General features: G+C 60.9%; 15 protein-coding genes. 9 read left to right on the forward strand and 6 right to left on the reverse strand.

From position 1 onward, the window contains the following. Positions 1-478: 478 nt before the first annotated feature. Positions 479-1,708 carry an acyl-CoA dehydrogenase gene (locus TU73_RS18440; RefSeq protein WP_043049964.1) on the reverse strand — a complete coding sequence of 410 codons (1,230 nt, stop codon included), beginning with the start codon at positions 1,706-1,708 and terminating at the stop codon, positions 479-481. 151 nt (positions 1,709-1,859) lie between these two features. Here TU73_RS18440 and TU73_RS18445 point away from each other — a divergent pair, with 151 nt between their 5' ends. The 3 genes from TU73_RS18445 (at position 1,860) to TU73_RS18455 (ending at position 4,198) form a co-directional block, all read left to right on the forward strand. Next, positions 1,860-2,795 (forward strand): LysR family transcriptional regulator, encoded by a 936-nt coding sequence (locus TU73_RS18445; RefSeq protein ID WP_043049963.1) that lies wholly within the window; start codon positions 1,860-1,862, stop codon positions 2,793-2,795. Between the two features lie 94 nt (positions 2,796-2,889). After that, positions 2,890-3,282, forward strand: coding sequence for a MerR family transcriptional regulator (locus tag TU73_RS18450; protein ID WP_057013421.1), 393 nt, complete (start codon positions 2,890-2,892; stop codon positions 3,280-3,282). 16 nt (positions 3,283-3,298) lie between these two features. After that, complete coding sequence (locus TU73_RS18455; protein ID WP_057013422.1) at positions 3,299-4,198, forward strand: hydroxymethylglutaryl-CoA lyase; 900 nt, start codon at positions 3,299-3,301, stop codon at positions 4,196-4,198. A 540-nt stretch (positions 4,199-4,738) separates the two neighbouring features. Here the strand turns inward: TU73_RS18455 and TU73_RS18460 are convergent. Next, the gene (locus tag TU73_RS18460) at positions 4,739-6,376 is read right to left on the reverse strand and encodes an AMP-binding protein (protein WP_057013423.1); all 1,638 of its coding nucleotides are present in this window, start codon (positions 6,374-6,376) and stop codon (positions 4,739-4,741) included. 150 nt (positions 6,377-6,526) lie between these two features. Between TU73_RS18460 and TU73_RS18465 the strand changes: the two genes are divergently transcribed. From TU73_RS18465 to TU73_RS18480, 4 genes are all read left to right on the forward strand, one after another. Next, complete coding sequence (locus TU73_RS18465) at positions 6,527-7,690, forward strand: isovaleryl-CoA dehydrogenase (protein ID WP_057013424.1); 1,164 nt, start codon at positions 6,527-6,529, stop codon at positions 7,688-7,690. Positions 7,691-7,701: 11 nt separating this feature from the next. Beyond that, a complete protein-coding gene (locus TU73_RS18470) occupies positions 7,702-9,309 on the forward strand; it encodes a carboxyl transferase domain-containing protein (protein ID WP_057013425.1) in 1,608 nt (535 codons plus the stop codon). Between the two features lie 133 nt (positions 9,310-9,442). Further along, on the forward strand, positions 9,443-10,249 hold the full coding sequence (locus TU73_RS18475; RefSeq protein ID WP_057013426.1) for a gamma-carboxygeranoyl-CoA hydratase: 807 nt from the start codon (positions 9,443-9,445) through the stop codon (positions 10,247-10,249). Beyond that, the gene (locus TU73_RS18480; RefSeq protein ID WP_057013427.1) at positions 10,246-12,171 is read left to right on the forward strand and encodes an acetyl/propionyl/methylcrotonyl-CoA carboxylase subunit alpha; all 1,926 of its coding nucleotides are present in this window, start codon (positions 10,246-10,248) and stop codon (positions 12,169-12,171) included. Before TU73_RS18475 ends, TU73_RS18480 begins: the two co-directional genes overlap by 4 nt. On the opposite strand, the gene TU73_RS18485 is transcribed toward TU73_RS18480, so the two are convergent. Next, entirely contained in the window at positions 12,168-12,803 is a 636-nt protein-coding gene (locus tag TU73_RS18485) for a LexA family protein (RefSeq protein ID WP_057013428.1), read from the reverse strand. The genes TU73_RS18480 and TU73_RS18485 overlap by 4 nt on opposite strands. A 130-nt stretch (positions 12,804-12,933) precedes the next feature. Between TU73_RS18485 and TU73_RS18490 the strand changes: the two genes are divergently transcribed. Beyond that, positions 12,934-13,284 carry a DUF6124 family protein gene (locus TU73_RS18490; protein WP_057013429.1) on the forward strand — a complete coding sequence of 117 codons (351 nt, stop codon included), beginning with the start codon at positions 12,934-12,936 and terminating at the stop codon, positions 13,282-13,284. A gap of 464 nt (positions 13,285-13,748) precedes the next feature. Then, entirely contained in the window at positions 13,749-14,900 is a 1,152-nt protein-coding gene (locus TU73_RS18495) for a M14 family metallopeptidase (protein ID WP_057013430.1), read from the forward strand. Between the two features lie 34 nt (positions 14,901-14,934). Here TU73_RS18495 and TU73_RS18500 read toward each other — a convergent pair whose 3' ends face one another. From TU73_RS18500 to TU73_RS18510, 3 genes are all read right to left on the reverse strand, one after another. Continuing rightward, the gene (locus tag TU73_RS18500; RefSeq protein WP_057013431.1) at positions 14,935-15,474 is read right to left on the reverse strand and encodes a cytochrome b; all 540 of its coding nucleotides are present in this window, start codon (positions 15,472-15,474) and stop codon (positions 14,935-14,937) included. After that, positions 15,471-16,553, reverse strand: a complete 1,083-nt coding sequence (locus TU73_RS18505) for a catalase family peroxidase (protein WP_057013432.1) — start codon at positions 16,551-16,553, stop codon at positions 15,471-15,473. Before TU73_RS18505 ends, TU73_RS18500 begins: the two co-directional genes overlap by 4 nt. Before the next feature lie 120 nt (positions 16,554-16,673). Further along, positions 16,674-17,438, reverse strand: a complete 765-nt coding sequence (locus TU73_RS18510; RefSeq protein WP_057013433.1) for an enoyl-CoA hydratase-related protein — start codon at positions 17,436-17,438, stop codon at positions 16,674-16,676. Positions 17,439-17,454: the final 16 nt, after the last annotated feature.

The raw sequence follows: 17,454 nt of genomic DNA on the forward strand, positions 1-17,454 counted from the left end.
AAGCAGCATCTTGAGCAATGCGGCTTTACGTTCGGGTGAATAGTACTTCACAAGCTGTCTCTTTCCGCCCTCGGTATGCTTTTGGGGGTAAACCAGGAGAGGCGACAACTATCCTGACACCGGGGGCACCACTCGGCACCTCGCTCAGGCTCGGTGTGCCCGTAATTCGCCAGTGATTTGGGGGGTCGCCGCCACGCGCCATCCATGGCGCGGGGCTGCTAAACCGGCATCCCTGCCGGTTTACCCCCCAAACCCCTGTCGAATTCCGGCCAGCGTGGTTTAACGGGGCGCCTAAGATCAAAAGCAGATCAAGATCAAGAGCGACTCGCTTCGCATCGTGGTTACCGTCGGCTGCTACAGCCTACAAAGTTGCGTAGATACCTATGCTCATCGGGGGCAAGCCCCCTCCCACACTTGGATTTGTGAATACAGTCAAAATGTGGGAGGGGGCTTGCCCCCGATTGCAGGCGACGCGGTGCTACTGCCCGCTACGCATCAACTCCCGCGGCACATACTTGCCAATCTCAAACTTGCCGATCGCCGCACGATGCACCTCGTCCGGGCCGTCGGCCAGGCGCAGGGTGCGTTGCATGGCGTACATATAGGCCAGCGGGAAATCATTGGAAACCCCGGCGCCGCCATGGATCTGGATCGCACGGTCGATCACCTTCAAGGCCACATTCGGCGCCACCACCTTGATCTGGGCGATTTCGCTTTTCGCCACTTTATTGCCCACGGTGTCCATCATGTACGCCGCTTTCAAGGTCAGCAGGCGCGCCATGTCGATCTCCATGCGCGAGTCGGCGATCTTGTCGATATTGCCCCCCAGGCGCGCCAAGGGCTTGCCGAACGCGGTGCGGCTGACCGAGCGTTTGCACATCAATTCCAAGGCGCGTTCAGCCATGCCGACCGAGCGCATGCAGTGATGGATACGGCCCGGGCCAAGGCGGCCCTGGGCGATCTCGAAGCCACGCCCCTCCCCCAGTAAAACGTTTTCGTAGGGCACGCGCACGTTGTCGAACAGCACTTCGGCGTGGCCGTGGGGCGCGTCGTCGTAGCCGAACACCGGCAGCGGACGCAGGATCTTCACCCCGGGGGTGTCCACAGGAACGAGGATCATCGAGTGCTGCTGGTGACGCGGTGCATCCGGGTTGCTCAGGCCCATGAAGATCAGGATTTTGCAGCGCGGGTCGCAAGCACCTGAAGTCCACCATTTCTTGCCGTTGATTACCCACTCGTCGCCCTGGCGTTCGGCGCGGGCAGCCATGTTGGTGGCATCCGAGGAGGCCACGTCCGGTTCGGTCATGGCGAAGGCAGAGCGAATCTCACCGCGCAGCAGCGGTTCGAGCCAGCGCTGTTTCTGTTCTTCGTTGGCGTAGCGCACCAGCACTTCCATATTGCCGGTGTCGGGCGCGGAGCAGTTGAACGGCTCCGGGCCGAGCAAGGAGCGGCCCATGATTTCCGCCAGCGGTGCGTATTCAAGGTTGGTAAGCCCTGCGCCCAGTTCGGATTCGGGCAGGAACAGGTTCCACAAGCCCTCGGCTTTAGCCTTGGCCTTGAGTTCTTCCATGATGGCGGTGGGCTGCCAGCGATCACCTTCGCTGACCTGGCGTTCGAACACCGGCTCGGCCGGGTAGACGTAAGCGTCCATGAACGCGGTGACACGTTCACGCAGTTCCTGAACCTTGGGCGAATAGGCGAAATCCATGGGCAGCTCCCTTCTCTGAGAGGTTGTTTAGGGCATGCAATCGATGCTAGAACAGCGCTGATAATTTACCTAGCCTATTCTCGGCGTGTATTAACATTCATCACCGATATATGATCGGCGTATGGACTTCTAACAATAAGAGCGCAACGAAATGAATCTGAGCAAGGTCGACCTCAACCTCTTCATCGTCTTTGATGCGATCTACACCGAAGCCAATCTGACCCGCGCCGGGCAGATCGTCGGTATCACCCAACCGGCGGTGTCGAACGCCCTGGCACGCCTGCGCGAGACCTTCAACGACCCGTTGTTCGTGCGCACCGCCCAAGGCATGGTGCCCACGCCCATGGCGCAGAACATCATCGGCCCGGTGCGCAATGCGCTGTCGTTGCTGCGGGTGTCGGTGCAGGAAAGCCGCATCTTCAACCCGCAGCAGGCGGCCAAGACCTACCGCATCAGCATGACCGACCTCACCGAGGCGGTGATCCTGCCGCAGCTGTTCCAGCGCCTGCGCCGCCTGGCACCGACCGTGGTGATCGAGAGTTTCCTGTCCAAGCGCCGCGAGACCACCAAGGAACTGGCGGCCGGGCGCCTGGATTTTGCCGTGGATGCGCCGCTCAACACCGACCCGCAGGTGCGTCACGTCAAGCTCATGGAAGACCGCTACGTATGCGCCATGCGCAAAGGCCACCCGATGGCGGGCAAGGACAAGTTCAGCCTGGATGACTACCTGGCGTTGACTCATATTCATATCTCCAGCCGCCGTAACGGGCTGGGCCATGTGGACCTGGCCCTGGGCAAGATGGGCATTCAGCGCAAGATCGCCCTGCGTTCCCAGCATTACCTGATGGCCTCCCAGGTGTTGCAGCAGACCGACATGGTAATGACCGTACCCGAGCGCTTCGCCCGCCGTCATGAACTGCACTGGTTCAATTTGCCGGTCAACGACGTACCGCTGGTAGAAACCCACCTGTATTGGCATGAAAGCACCGACCAGGACCCGGCGAACCGCTGGATGCGCGAGCAGATGATCGAGCTATGCCAGCAGGTGACGGCCCATGAAAAGAAACTCGACAAACAACAAGCCTAAGGTTGCAGGAGTCCGCCTGTGGGAGGGGGCATGCCCCTTGACGTTTACGTCAACCTCCAATTAGCTTAGTGCCAAGACCTTCTTGAGCATCGCCATGAGCACCACCTACAGCATCTCCGACCTCGCCCGCGAGCTCGACATCACCACCCGCGCCATTCGCTTCTATGAAGAACAAGGCCTGCTGGCCCCGGAACGCCGGGGCCAGGAGCGCATCTACTCGGCGCGGGACAAAGTCAGCCTCAAGCTGATCCTGCGCGGCAAGCGCATCGGCTTTTCCCTGGCCGAATGCCGCGAGCTGATCGAACTCTACGACCCCACCGGCGGCAACCAGATCCAACTCAACAGCATGCTGGCCAAGATCGCCGAACGCCGTGAACAGCTTGAGCAACAGTTGCTGGATATCGAACAAATGAAACTCGAGCTGGACACCGCAGAAGAGCGTTGCACCCAAGCCCTCGCCCACACCCTCAGCCAAGCCGGCCATTGACCAGAAGGTAACTGCCATGTCCCTCCCCTCACACGTACGCCTGGTGGAAGTCGGCCCACGCGACGGTTTGCAGAATGAAGCCCAGCCCATCAGCGTGGCGGATAAGGTCCAACTGGTGGACGCCTTGAGCGAAGCCGGGTTGAGCTATATCGAAGTCGGCAGTTTTGTCTCGCCCAAATGGGTGCCGCAAATGGCCGGCTCAGCCGAGGTGTTTGCACAGATCCAGCGCAAGCCCGGCGTGACCTATGGCGCGCTGGCGCCGAACCTGCGCGGGTTTGAGGATGCGCTGGCGGCCGGGGTCAAGGAAGTTGCGGTATTTGCCGCAGCATCCGAAGCGTTTTCCCAGCGCAATATCAACTGCTCCATCAGTGAAAGCCTGGCGCGGTTCGCGCCAATCATGGCCGCGGCCAGGCAGCATGGCATCAGCGTGCGCGGGTATGTGTCGTGCGTGCTGGGTTGCCCGTACGAAGGCGCTATCGCCCCAGAGCAAGTGGCGGCCGTCGCGCGTGAACTGTATGCCATGGGCTGTTATGAAGTGTCCCTGGGCGACACCATCGGCACCGGCACGGCGGGGGCAACCCGGCGGCTGTTCGAAGTGGTCGGCGCCCAGGTACCGCGGGACAAACTGGCCGGGCATTTCCATGACACCTACGGCCAGGCCATCGCCAATGTCTACGCCAGCCTGCTGGAAGGTATCCAGGTGTTCGACAGCTCTATCGCCGGCCTCGGCGGTTGCCCCTATGCCAAAGGTGCCAGCGGTAACGTCGCCACCGAGGATGTGCTGTACCTGCTCAACGGCCTGGGTATCGACACGGGTATCGACCTGGAGCGCTTGATTGGCGCGGGCCAGCAGATCAGCAGAGTGCTGGGGCGGCCGACCGGTTCGCGTGTGGCCAAGGTCCGTAACGCCGGATGAGGTAGCACGGCTGTGACAATGTGTTACCGCGAGCCTGCTCGGCGGGTAACGCGGGAACAGAATTTAGCGCACATACGTAAAGATATTTCCTACGAAAAAACTAACTTGTTGATTTTAAAGGGATTTAAAAAGTTGGCACGGCTTCTGCTATCTCTATGGCATAACAAGAATAAAAAGCACCAAACCTAATAAAAATAAGACGAAACGACTCTGACATAACAAAAACAACACGGCAGAGACGCAGCTAACAGATTTTTTTGGAGAAGATGGCTTCTCAGGGTACGGCATGCCGCAACCCGCAACCGGATAGAGAAAAATAAAACTACCTCAGGTAGCTACCCACTGGTTGGATCGTTTACGAAGAAGCAGGTCAGCGTTCAAAAAAATACGTTTGCTCTTGACCCCGGATGGGGGTCGCCAAAAACAGCGGTACGGGCCACGGCTACCAAAAACAACAACAGGCCGCCCCTCAATAATAAGAAAAGAGCAGGCAACGACAAATTAAAGGGGACCTTCGGGTCCCCTTTGTGCGTTCTGGTGTTACTGAGGCGGCTTTCGCAGCTCGTCGATAGAGATTTCGCGCATGCGGAATTTCTGAATCTTGCCCGTCACCGTCATGGGGAACTCCTCCACAAACCTGAAGTGCCTGGGCGTCTTGAAGTGGGCGATACGGTCCTTGCACCAGCTCAACAGTTCCAGCTCGTTGGCCACATGGCCGGGGTGGAACTTGATCCAGGCGACGATTTCTTCACCATAGCGCTCATCCGGAATACCGATGATCTGCACGTCGGCCACGGCCGGATGGGTGAAGAAGAATTCCTCCAGTTCACGCGGGTACACGTTCTCGCCGCCGCGAATAATCATGTCCTTGTTGCGCCCGGCGATGCAGACGTAGCCGTGCTCATCCATGGTTGCCAGGTCGCCGGTGTGCATCCAGCCGGCGTCGTCGATGGCCTCGCGGGTACCTTCGGGGTTGTTCCAGTAACCGAGCATCACACTGTAGCCACGGGTGCACAGCTCACCTATAACCCCGCGTGCGACGGTATTGCCGGCCTCATCGATAATCTTGGTTTCCAGTTGCGGTTGGGTGCGGCCCACCGTGGTGACGCGCCGCTCTATATCGTCATCCGCACCGGTCTGCAGTGACACCGGGCTGGTTTCGGTCATGCCGTAGGCGATCTGCACTTCACTCATGTGCATTTCGTTGATGACTCGGCGCATCACTTCGATAGGGCACGTCGCCCCGGCCATGATGCCGGTGCGCAGGCTGGCCAAGTCAAACTCGGCCCGTCGCGGGTGATCGAGCATGGCGATAAACATGGTCGGCACGCCATACAGGCCGGTAGCTTGTTCTTCGGCGACGGCGGTCAGTGTCAGCAACGGGTCGAAACCGTCATTGGGATAGATCAGGGTGGTGCCATGGGTAATGCAGCCGAGGTTGCCCATCACCATGCCGAAGCAGTGATACAGCGGCACCGGGATGACCAGGCGATCCTGCGTGGTCAAGCCCAGGCTTTCGCCGACCATGTAGCCGTTATTGAGGATGTTGTGGTGACTGAGGGTGGCGCCCTTGGGGAAGCCGGTGGTGCCGGAGGTGTACTGGATATTCACGGGCTGGTCGAAGTGCAGGCTGGCCTCGCGGCTGTGCAGTTGCTCGGGCGGGACACCGGTGCCCAGGCCCGACAGCTGCGACCAGGGCATGAAGCCCGGCGGCGGGCTGGGATCGAGGCTGATGAGGCCGCGCAAATCGGGCTTCAGCGCCTGGAGCATGGCGTGGTAATCGGAGGTCTTGAAAGCACCGGCGCACACCAGCCATTGGCAGCCGGATTGCTTGAGCACGTAGTCCAACTCACTGCTGCGGTACGCCGGGTTGATATTGACCAGGATCACCCCGAGCTTGGCGCTTGCCACCTGACAGATCAGCCACTCGGCGCAATTGGGTGCCCAGATGCCCAGGCGGTCGCCGGTTTGCATGCCCAAAGCCAGGAATGCCCGCGCATGCAGATCAACCGTCTCGGCCAGTTGCCGCCAGGTGTAGCGCCGCTGTTGATGGCGGACCACCAAGGCTTCGCCATCGGGACACTGCGCGGCGGTGCGATCAAAGGCCTGGCCAATAGTCATGGCCAGCAAGGCTTTGTCCTGGGAGCCACGGCTGTAGCTCTGATTCGGTTGATCCATAACGACCCCTGTTGTCTTTTTTGTAGGTTGACGTATACGTAAACTACGATTGACAGCGCCGTAACGCAAGCTTACGTTAACGTAAAGGTGAGCGCCCTCCCCTGGCGCCCAACCCACACAACAACAAAGCTCACATTAAGGTGCCTGTCCATGAATTACCCGTCCCTGAACTTCGCCCTCGGCGAGACCATCGACATGCTGCGCGACCAGGTGCAGGCGTTCGTGGCCAAGGAGATCGCACCGCGCGCGGCCCAGATCGACATCGACAACCTGTTCCCCGCCGACCTGTGGCGCAAGTTCGGGGACATGGGCCTGCTGGGCATCACCGTGCCGGAAGAATACGGCGGTGCCGGCCTGGGTTACCTGGCCCACGTGGTGAGCATGGAAGAAATCAGTCGCGGTTCGGCGTCGGTGGCGCTGTCCTACGGCGCGCACTCCAACCTGTGCGTAAACCAGATCAACCGCAACGGTAACCACGAGCAAAAACTCAAGTACCTGCCCAAGCTGATCAGCGGCGAGCACGTCGGCGCCCTGGCCATGAGCGAGCCGAATGCCGGCTCCGACGTCGTCTCGATGAAACTGCGCGCAGATAAACGCGGCGACTGCTACGTCCTCAATGGCAGCAAGACCTGGATCACCAACGGCCCGGACGCCAATACCTATGTGATCTACGCCAAGACCGACCTGGAAAAAGGCCCCCACGGCATCACCGCCTTCATCGTCGAACGTGACTGGAAAGGCTTCAGCCGCAGCAACAAATTCGACAAGCTGGGCATGCGCGGCTCCAACACCTGCGAGCTGTTTTTCGATGATGTCGAGGTACCTGAAGAAAACATCCTCGGCGTGCTCAATGGCGGCGTGAAAGTGCTGATGAGCGGCCTGGACTACGAACGCGTGGTGCTGTCCGGCGGCCCTACCGGGATCATGCAAGCATGCATGGATTTGATCGTGCCCTACATCCACGACCGCAAGCAGTTCGGCCAGAGCATCGGCGAATTCCAGCTGATCCAGGGCAAGGTCGCAGACATGTACACCCAGCTCAACGCCAGCCGCGCCTATCTCTACGCGGTGGCCCAGGCTTGCGAGCGCGGCGAGACCACGCGCAAGGACGCCGCCGGCGTGATCCTATACAGCGCCGAGCGCGCCACGCAGATGGCCCTCGATGCGATCCAGATTCTCGGCGGCAATGGCTATATCAACGAATTCCCCGCCGGCCGCCTGCTGCGCGACGCCAAGCTGTATGAAATCGGCGCCGGTACCAGTGAGATTCGGCGGATGTTGATTGGCCGCGAACTCTTCAACGAAACCCGCTGAAGGAGCGCGTCATGGCCACCCTGCATACCCAACTCAACCCACGCTCGGCGGAGTTCGCCGCCAACAGTACGGCGATGCGTGAACAGGTCGACGCCCTGCACAGCCTGCTCGCCCACGTGCAACAAGGTGGCGGCGCCAAGGCCCAGGAACGCCACACCTCACGGGGCAAGTTGCTGCCCCGCGAGCGTATCAATCGCCTGCTCGACCCGGGCTCGCCGTTTCTCGAGCTCAGCCAGTTGGCGGCTTATCAGGTGTATGGCGAAGACGTACCGGCGGCCGGAGTCATTGCCGGCATCGGTCGCGTGGAAGGCGTCGAATGCATGATCGTCGCCAACGATGCCACGGTCAAAGGCGGCTCCTACTACCCGCTGACCGTGAAAAAGCACCTGCGCGCCCAGACCATCGCCGAGCAGAACCGCCTGCCATGCATCTACCTGGTGGACTCCGGCGGCGCCAACCTGCCGCGCCAGGACGAGGTGTTCCCCGACCGCGAGCACTTTGGGCGGATCTTCTTCAACCAGGCCAACATGAGCGCCCAGGGCATCCCGCAGATCGCCGTGGTGATGGGCTCATGCACCGCCGGCGGCGCCTACGTGCCGGCCATGGCCGACGAAGCGATCATGGTGCGCCAGCAAGCCACGATCTTCCTTGCCGGGCCACCGCTGGTGAAGGCGGCCACCGGTGAAGTGGTCAGCGCCGAAGACCTAGGCGGCGCCGATGTGCACTGCAAGATCTCCGGCGTGGCCGACCACTATGCCGACAGCGATGAACATGCCCTGGCCCTGGCTCGGCGCAGCGTGGCCAACCTCAATTGGCGCAAGCAAGGCCAATTGGTGCAACGGCCGCCAGTGGCGCCGCTGTACAGCAGCGAAGAGCTGTACGGTGTGGTCCCGGCGGATGCCAAGCAGCCCTTCGATGTACGCGAAGTGATCGCACGGCTGGTGGACGCCTCAGTGTTCGATGAGTTCAAGGCGTTGTTCGGTACCACCCTCGTCTGCGGCTTCGCGCATTTGCATGGCTACCCGATTGCGATCCTGGCCAACAACGGCATCCTGTTCGCCGAAGCCGCGCAGAAAGGCGCGCACTTTATCGAGCTGGCCTGCCAGCGCGGGATTCCCCTGCTGTTCCTGCAGAACATCACCGGTTTCATGGTCGGCCAGAAGTACGAAGCCGGCGGCATCGCCAAGCATGGCGCCAAGCTGGTGACCGCCGTGGCGTGCGCCAAGGTGCCGAAGTTCACCGTGATCATCGGTGGCAGCTTTGGTGCCGGTAACTATGGCATGTGCGGCCGCGCCTACGACCCACGCTTCTTGTGGATGTGGCCCAACGCACGCATCGGCGTGATGGGTGCCGAACAGGCCGCCGGGGTGCTGGTGCAGGTCAAGCGGGAGCAGGCCGAGCGCGCAGGCAACGCGTTCAGCGCCGATGAGGAAGCTTCAATCAAGCAACCGATACTCGACCAGTATGAAACCCAGGGCCACCCCTACTACTCCAGCGCGCGCTTGTGGGATGACGGCGTCATTGACCCGTTGCAGACCCGCGACGTACTGGCCCTGGCCTTGTCGGCCTCGCTGAACGCCCCCATCGAGCCGAGCCGCTTCGGCGTGTTCCGCATGTAACCTGTAGGAGCGAGCTTGCTCGCGAAGAACGTCAGGGCAACGCGAACATCCAGGATACCCGCGTTATCGTTGACGACCTTCGCGGGCAAGCTCGCTCCTGCAGGAGGCCTCTCATTATCATGGAGATCCTTGCATGAACGACTTCAACACCCTCGAACTGATCACCGACAGCCGTGGCTTTGCCACGCTGTGGCTCAGTCGTGAAGCCAAGAACAACGCGTTCAACGCCGAGATGATCCGCGAACTGATCATTGCCCTGGACCGGGTGCAAGGCGACCCGTCCCTGCGTTTTTTGATCTTGCGCGGGCGCGGCAAGCATTTCAGTGCCGGCGCCGACCTGGCCTGGATGCAGCAATCGGCCGAGCTGGACTACCACACCAACCTGGACGACGCCCGTGAACTGGCGGAGCTGATGTATAACCTGTCCAAGCTGAAAATCCCCTCGCTGGCCGTGGTGCAAGGCGCGGCCTACGGTGGCGCCCTGGGCCTGATCAGTTGCTGTGACATGGCCATTGGCGCCGATGATGCGCAGTTCTGTTTGTCGGAAGTGCGCATCGGCCTGGCGCCAGCGGTGATCAGCCCCTTCGTGGTGCAGGCCATCGGCCAACGCACTGCCCGTCGTTATGCCCTGACGGCCGAGCGGTTCGGCGGCCAGCGAGCACGGGAAATCGGCTTGCTGGCAGAAAGTTATCCGGCCGAAACCCTGGATCAGCAGGTGGACCAGTGGGTCGAAAACCTGCTGCAAAACAGCCCGGCGGCGATGCGCGCCAGTAAGGACTTACTGCGTGAAGTGGGTAACGGAGCTCTCACGCCTGCGCTGCGACGTTATTGCGAAAACGCCATCGCACGCATTCGGGTGAGCGCCGAGGGCCAGGAAGGTTTGCGTGCGTTCCTGCAAAAGCGTGCGCCGAGCTGGCAAGCCCAGGAGCCGCGTTCATGAGCACACTCACCACCGTACTGGTGGCCAACCGTGGCGAGATTGCCTGCCGGGTCATGCGCACCGCCAAGGCCATGGGCCTGACCACCGTGGCCGTGCACAGCGCCATCGACCGCGATGCGCGCCATAGTCGCGAGGCGGACATCCGTGTCGACCTGGGCGGCAGCAAAGCCACCGACAGCTACCTGCAAATCGACAAACTGATCGCCGCCGCCCACGCCAGCGGCGCCCAGGCAATCCACCCGGGCTACGGCTTCCTCTCGGAAAACGCTGGCTTCGCCCGTGCCATCGAGGCCGCCGGCTTGATTTTCCTCGGCCCGCCTGCCTCGGCCATCGACGCCATGGGCAGCAAATCGGCGGCCAAGGCCCTGATGGAAACCGCTGGCGTGCCCCTGGTGCCGGGTTACCACGGCGAGGCCCAGGACCTGGAAACCTTCCGCGCCGCCTGTGAGCGTATCGGCTACCCGGTGCTGCTCAAGGCCACGGCCGGCGGCGGCGGCAAGGGCATGAAGGTGGTCGAGGATGTCAGTCAATTGGCCGAAGCCCTGGCCTCTGCCCAGCGCGAAGCGCTGTCATCCTTCGGCAATGGGCAGATGCTGGTGGAGAAATACCTGCTCAAGCCACGGCATGTCGAGATCCAGGTGTTTGCCGACCAGCATGGCCACTGCCTGTACCTCAATGAGCGCGACTGCTCGATCCAGCGTCGCCACCAAAAGGTCGTCGAAGAAGCCCCGGCGCCGGGCTTAAGTGTCGAGCAACGCAAGGCCATGGGCGAAGCAGCCGTGCGTGCGGCCCAGGCCATCGGTTATGTCGGCGCGGGTACGGTGGAATTTCTGCTGGATGCCCGTGGCGAGTTTTTCTTCATGGAGATGAACACGCGACTGCAAGTGGAACACCCGGTGACCGAGGCCATCACCGGTCTCGACCTGGTGGCCTGGCAGATCCGGGTGGCCCAGGGCGAGGCGCTGCCTATCACTCAAGACCAGGTGCCGTTGATCGGCCATGCGATTGAAGTGCGGCTGTATGCCGAAGATCCGGCCAATGACTTCCTGCCGGCCACCGGGCACCTGGCGCTGTACCGCGAGTCCGACCCAGGCCCGGGCCGCCGGGTGGACAGCGGTGTCGAGCAAGGCGACGACGTGTCGCCCTTCTACGACCCAATGCTCGGCAAGCTGATTGCCTGGGGCGAAGACCGTGAACAGGCGCGTTTGCGGTTACTGAGCATGCTCGATGAATTTGCGGTCGGTGGGCTCAAGACTAACCTGGGTTTTCTGCGACGCATCATCGGTCATCCCGCGTTTGCGGCAGCCGAACTGGATACCGGCTTTATCCCGCGCTACCAGGAAGAGCTGTTGCCAGAGCCCGGCGCATTGAGCGACGCGTTCTGGCAGGCGGCGGGCTCGGCGTTTATGCAGAGCCTGCCGATGGGCGATGGCCCGTGGGCCAATAACCAGGGTTTTCGTGCGGGCCTGCCGGCCGAGGTTTCGCTGCACCTGAGCTGCAATGGGCAGGATCGGCTGGTGACATTATCGGGGCACGCGCCACAGCTGTGCGGTGAGCAATTGCTGATCGAGCACCAAGGGGTGCGCCGTGCTCACCTGGCGGTCCGCAACGCAGGCAGCCTGTACCTGCGTTGGGACGGTGAGACGCATGCGGTCAGCCTGTTCGATCCGATTGCGGCGGTGGAGGCCGGGCAATCCCATCAAGGCGGTCTTAGCGCTCCGATGAACGGCAGCATCGTGCGCGTGTTGGTAGAGGTAGGCCAAACCGTCGAGGCTGGCACTCAACTAGTAGTGCTGGAAGCCATGAAGATGGAACACAGCATCCGTGCGCCCCAGGCTGGGGTGGTCAAGGCACTGTTCTGCCTGGAAGGTGAAATGGTGGCTGAAGGCAGCGCGTTGGTGGAGCTTGAAACGGCCGGCTAGAACTTCGCCGTGGCTTGCACCACCACCCCCAGGATGCGGCAATCCTCGGTGAGCAGCGCCTTGGGGTAAGTGGGATTGAGCGGCACCAGGTAACGCTGGCCGCTTTCTTCCTGCAATTGGCGAAAGGTCGCCTGGGGGCTGCCAGCCCATTGGGCAACCACCAGTTTGCCGGGTTCGGGCTCGATGGCCGGGTCCACCAGGATCATCATCCCGGCACCGATGCTCAGGCCCGTGGGGGCAGTCATGGCATCGCTCGTCACTGGTAGCCAGAACGCCTTGCCCTGAGCGTGGTAATCGGTCAATTCGTAGCGACTCGTTCCATAGGCAGCCCGCTCTTCGCGCAACTCACACGCCTGCTTCCAGTCGCTGACCGGGTAGCGGAAATACGGGTTGTAGCGTCGTTCCAACGCCGCCTCTGTTGCGGCCCGCTCGCGAATTTCGAGCGCCACTTCCAGGTCCCCCAACCCCAGTTCCGCGAGCACCCGGTTCATGTCCGCCAGGCTCGGTACGCGGCGCTTGTTGAGCCAGTGGCCGACACCGCCCTGGGACATGCCCAGGCGCTCCGCCAGTTCGCCTTGCGTGACCTTGCGGTCTTTCATGTTGGCCTTGACCAATGCTATCCAGTTATCCATGGCGCCTGACAATACGGCACGTGTTTTTCAGGGCAATAAACAGTTTGTAGTAATCCATAAAACGACATAAATACGATACGTACTATCATCAAGCCTAAGGATTTCGACACCCACCGGAGTACTGCCGCTTATGACGAACAGCCCGTATCCATTGCCCGAAACACCTGAGCACATTGAATTGCACGACATGCACAACAGCGCTGCGGCCCAGCGCGCGCTGGACTATTACTTGAAAGAAGAGATGTCGGCGCCGGCCCAGGATGACGCCATGTTCCTGATCAAACCGGGCATCAGCCAGGAGGAAGCCTTGGTGCATGCCTCGGACCTGTTGCGCAGTGCAGCGGCAACCGCCTATGAATCAGCGTGCAGCCATCAAGGCAATCAACGCGACCTGGCGTTTTCCGTGGTGTATTTGATTGATATGGCAAAGGCGATGGTGGAGCGGTCATTGCAAGGGCCAGTGGCCAAGGCGAACGCGTAACAGGCGTCAAGGAAAAATATTTCTATCCCACGGATAAAAATATTTGACTTGCAAATGATAATGATTATTATTGGACCCAGCTGATCGCGAGATCAGTCGATAGACCAAGAGACCTTAGGTCGGACTCTTGGAATATCTCCTCATCAGGCTAATCACGGTTTTTGACCCGGCTCTTTGGCCGGGTCTTTTTTTGCCAGTTTCCCTGGCGTGGCTTCAGGCTAATGAAGACTGTGTGTTGCTTGATGGCGCGCATGGTAGCAAAAGACTATCGCCTAAAGAAAGCCACTCGACTGCTCTAGCCCGGATCTTTGCGATTTAGCGCTTGAGAATCAATCTCATAGACTCTAAGCTGCGGCGGCGTCAGGGATGACGCCCCCTCCCCCGTGCAACAATTTTGCATCCAGGTTTTGCCTGACGCCTGTGTAATATAGCCGCGACATCACTCATATTCAGGCAACCAGACTATGACCGTGGCCTTGACCTCCATCAAGATCAGCACCGACTTCGACAGCGGCAACATCCAGGTCCTGGATGCCAGCGATGCCTATCAGTTGTTGCTGGCAATCAAACCCGATACCCGCAGCGATCACTTCCAATGGTTCCACTTCAAGGCCGAAGGCATGCACGTGGGGCATACCCACACCTTTCGCCTGAGCAACGCGGGTCGCTCTTCCTATAGACATGCCTGGAGCGGGTACAACGCCGTGGCGTCCTACGACCATATCAACTGGTTCCGGGTGCCGACGCGCTTTGACGGCGAGATCCTGCACATTACCCTCCAGACCCGGGAAAAACACGTCTGGTTTGCCTATTTCGAACCCTACAGCCGTGAACGCCACGACTGGCTGATCGATCAAGCCCTGAAGTACGCCGGCGTCACCCTGCTCGCCACCGGCAAGAGCGCCGAAGGCCGCGATATCCAACTGCTACGACGGGGCAAAGGGGGCGAAGGTCGCCGCAAGGTGTGGATCATTGCCCAGCAACACCCCGGCGAGCACATGGCCGAATGGTTCATGGAAGGCGTGATCGAACGTCTGCAACAGGACGGCGACGACGAGCTGAAAAAGCTGCTGGCCGTGGCTGACCTGTACCTGGTCCCGAACATGAACCCCGATGGCGCCTTCCATGGCCACCTGCGCACCAACGCCATGGGCCAGGACCTCAACCGCGCCTGGCAAAACGCCAGCCAGGAACTCAGCCCGGAAGTTCTGTTCGTCCAGCAACAGATGGAAAAATACGGCGTGGACCTGTTCCTTGATATCCACGGCGACGAAGAGATCCCCTATGTCTTCACCGCTGGCTGCGAAGGCAACCCCGGCTACACACCGCGCATCGAAGCCCTGGAAAAACACTTCCGCCGCCATCTGAGCCACCTGACCCGGGACTTCCAGACCACCCACGGCTACACCCGCGACCTGCCGGGCGAAGCCAACATGACCTTGGCCTGCAACGCGGTTGGTGAGAAGTATGACTGCCTGTCCCTGACCCTGGAGATGCCCTTCAAGGACAACGACGACGCACCCAACCTGCGCACCGGTTGGTCAGGCGATCGCTCGAAACAGCTGGGCAAGGACGTCTTGAGCAGCGTCGCTGATATCGTCGGCCTGTTGCGTTAAGCACGTGTGGCGAGCTTGCTCGCCACAAAAGCCATCAGCCCTTGGTGCCGGTCATGCTTTGCAAGACACCATCGCGGCGGATCAAACCGTGGATCAACGCCGCCGCCAAGTGCACCAGTACCGTGAGAAACAACAGGTAGGCGAGATAGCCGTGAGCCTTGCGCAACAGCGCAAACAACGGCGCATTCGCCCCCACCAGCGCGGGCAGTTGCACGCTACTGCTGAGCATCACCGGATCACCGGCGGCCGAAATCATCGCCCAGCCCAGCAGCGGCAACACCAGCATCAACGCATACAGCAGCACATGGGAAGCCTTGGCCGCCAGGACTTGCCACGCGGGCAAATCCGCTGGCAGCGGCGGCTGTCGTGTGCAAAAGCGCACCACCAACCGCACGATCACCAGGGCCAGGATCGCGATCCCCAGCGGCTTGTGCAGGTGGATCAACCACTCATGGCGCTCAGATACTGACGCGGCCAACCCCGCGCCGATAAACAGCATGGCAATGATCATCAGCGCCATCAGCCAGTGCAGCAGACGTGCCAGGGGGGCAAAAAAGCGGGGCTGGGCATTCATGGCTGCGACTCCTGGGGGGCGCTGTGCAACGGGCTGACTTCACCGGCGCGGCGCAGGTACGAACTGGCATACGCGGCGGAGCGGGCAGCCAGCAACGGGTCATTGGAGGCCTCGATGCCGCTGGGCAAAATCAGCGGGTCAAAGTTGATATCGCGGCAATCACCGTCTGCCTGTGGCTGGCTGCTTTGCAGCACCAGGGTGCCGGCGTTCAGCACCCTGTGCTCGCCGGCCCAGGTCTTGCTCGCGTCATCCAGCGGGTCACCGGGGTTGGCCAGGGTCATGTTCAATTGCCAACGCAACGGCCCCGCTGCGAGGCGTTGCACCAGATCTTTCTCGAGGAAATCGGCGCCACCCGGCGCGGTATCGCCCGGTGCGTCCTGGCTGAGCGGCACCACGCCCCACCGCACGGCCTGGCGTTTGCCATCGGCGCTCACCAGGTAAAACGCATTGATGCCGTTATAGGTTTCAGTCGCGTAACTGGCCGATGGTTTGGCGGTCTTGACCCACGCCAGGAACGGCGCCGTCTCCGGGTGCGCGGCAAAAAATGCCGGCATATTGGCCGGGTTCGGCTTGCCAGTGGCCGGATCGGGCGCGCCCGCCTTAAGCAGTTGGTAGAAAGCCTCGGGAGTGCCCACCGGGAACACCGGCATGCTGTTCATCCCGGTACGCCACTGCTGGCCGTTGGCTTGGCCGAATTGCACGGCAAAACTGCGGATCGGCACACTGCTGTCCGGTGCATAAGGGTTGCCGCTGGGCAAGGCAAAGCGGCCGATGACCGGGGTCTTGTCCGCGCTGAACACTTGGGCACTGGAGTACGCACGCGCCTCGGCACTGCTCTCGAAGTAACCGGCCACGCACACGCCCTTGGCGTGGTTACGGCGAAAGCCGGGGTGCACGCCGTTATTGGCTTCCAGGGCGTTGACCAAGGTCTTTGGCCGCAGGCGTTGTGGGTCGAGGGTGCCGTTGACGTAGGCAAATGCCCCCACCACCACCGCCACCACGCCCCCTATACACGCCAGCCTGACGAGCACACTTGTAGTACCAAGAGGCGGACGCGGCGGTAAAGAGTGATCAACCATAAAAAACTCCAGGGCCCGTGGCCACAGGGGAAAAGTGTCATGAGACGAATCTCACGCAGGCTTATTCCCCCTTCACTGTAGTTTTTTTGTAGCAGAGGCACAGAAAGATCCTCTCCTGCCCTAGGGCTGGTTAAACAATGGCTGTCGTTTGTGAAGAAATGCCTGCATGCCTTCTTGCTGATCAGGCGTGGCGAACAGGCCATGGAACAACCTACGCTCATGACGCACCCCTTCGTGCAATCCGACCTCCAGGGATTGTTCCACCGCCTCCCGTGCCGCGCGGGTGGCCGTTCGAGAAAAGGAGGCAATTTGTGCCGCCACTGCCAGTACCTCATCCAGTAGGTTCGCCGCCGGGTAAACGCGAGACACCAACCCTGCCTGCTCGGCTTCCTGGGCGGTCATCGCCCGCCCCGTCAATACCAGGTCCATGGCCTTGGCCTTGCCGATCAAGCCCGTTAAACGTTGGGTCGCCCCCATGCCCGGAATAACGCCCAACCTGATTTCTGGCTGGGCAAAGGTGGCGGTATCAGCGGCGAAAATCATGTCGCACATCATCGCCAGTTCACAGCCCCCGCCGAACGCATAACCTGTCACTGCGGCAATCGTGGGTGTGCGCAAACGAGTGAAGCCCTCCCAACCGGCGAAGTAGTCTTCGTTGAGCATGTCCAGATAGGACTTACCGTTCATCTCTTTGATATCGGCCCCCGCCGCAAAAAACTCAGGGGTCCCCGTAATGACAAAACACCCCACCCCCAGGTCTTGGTCCAATACAGCCAACTGGCCGATCAATTCCGTCATCATCGCCGAGCTCAGCGCGTTTTTGGCTTCAGGGCGGTTGAGTTTGATCAAGACCACCCGATCATGACGTTCCACTAAAATGTTCATAGGCATCTCCAGTGAT

Source organism: Pseudomonas libanensis, from assembly GCF_001439685.1.
Taxonomy (GTDB): Bacteria; Pseudomonadota; Gammaproteobacteria; order Pseudomonadales; family Pseudomonadaceae; genus Aquipseudomonas; species Aquipseudomonas libanensis.

Excerpts from the sequence above, each read along its gene's own strand:
- TU73_RS18440 (WP_043049964.1), bottom strand. The coding sequence starts at position 1,708 with ATGGATTTCGCCTATTCGCCCAAGGTTCAGGAACTGCGTGAACGTGTC.
- TU73_RS18445 (WP_043049963.1), top strand. The coding sequence starts at position 1,860 with ATGAATCTGAGCAAGGTCGACCTCAACCTCTTCATCGTCTTTGATGCG.
- TU73_RS18450 (WP_057013421.1), top strand. The coding sequence starts at position 2,890 with ATGAGCACCACCTACAGCATCTCCGACCTCGCCCGCGAGCTCGACATC.
- TU73_RS18455 (WP_057013422.1), top strand. The coding sequence starts at position 3,299 with ATGTCCCTCCCCTCACACGTACGCCTGGTGGAAGTCGGCCCACGCGAC.
- TU73_RS18460 (WP_057013423.1), bottom strand. The coding sequence starts at position 6,376 with ATGGATCAACCGAATCAGAGCTACAGCCGTGGCTCCCAGGACAAAGCC.
- TU73_RS18465 (WP_057013424.1), top strand. The coding sequence starts at position 6,527 with ATGAATTACCCGTCCCTGAACTTCGCCCTCGGCGAGACCATCGACATG.
- TU73_RS18470 (WP_057013425.1), top strand. The coding sequence starts at position 7,702 with ATGGCCACCCTGCATACCCAACTCAACCCACGCTCGGCGGAGTTCGCC.
- TU73_RS18475 (WP_057013426.1), top strand. The coding sequence starts at position 9,443 with ATGAACGACTTCAACACCCTCGAACTGATCACCGACAGCCGTGGCTTT.
- TU73_RS18480 (WP_057013427.1), top strand. The coding sequence starts at position 10,246 with ATGAGCACACTCACCACCGTACTGGTGGCCAACCGTGGCGAGATTGCC.
- TU73_RS18485 (WP_057013428.1), bottom strand. The coding sequence starts at position 12,803 with ATGGATAACTGGATAGCATTGGTCAAGGCCAACATGAAAGACCGCAAG.
- TU73_RS18490 (WP_057013429.1), top strand. The coding sequence starts at position 12,934 with ATGACGAACAGCCCGTATCCATTGCCCGAAACACCTGAGCACATTGAA.
- TU73_RS18495 (WP_057013430.1), top strand. The coding sequence starts at position 13,749 with ATGACCGTGGCCTTGACCTCCATCAAGATCAGCACCGACTTCGACAGC.
- TU73_RS18500 (WP_057013431.1), bottom strand. The coding sequence starts at position 15,474 with ATGAATGCCCAGCCCCGCTTTTTTGCCCCCCTGGCACGTCTGCTGCAC.
- TU73_RS18505 (WP_057013432.1), bottom strand. The coding sequence starts at position 16,553 with ATGGTTGATCACTCTTTACCGCCGCGTCCGCCTCTTGGTACTACAAGT.
- TU73_RS18510 (WP_057013433.1), bottom strand. The coding sequence starts at position 17,438 with ATGAACATTTTAGTGGAACGTCATGATCGGGTGGTCTTGATCAAACTC.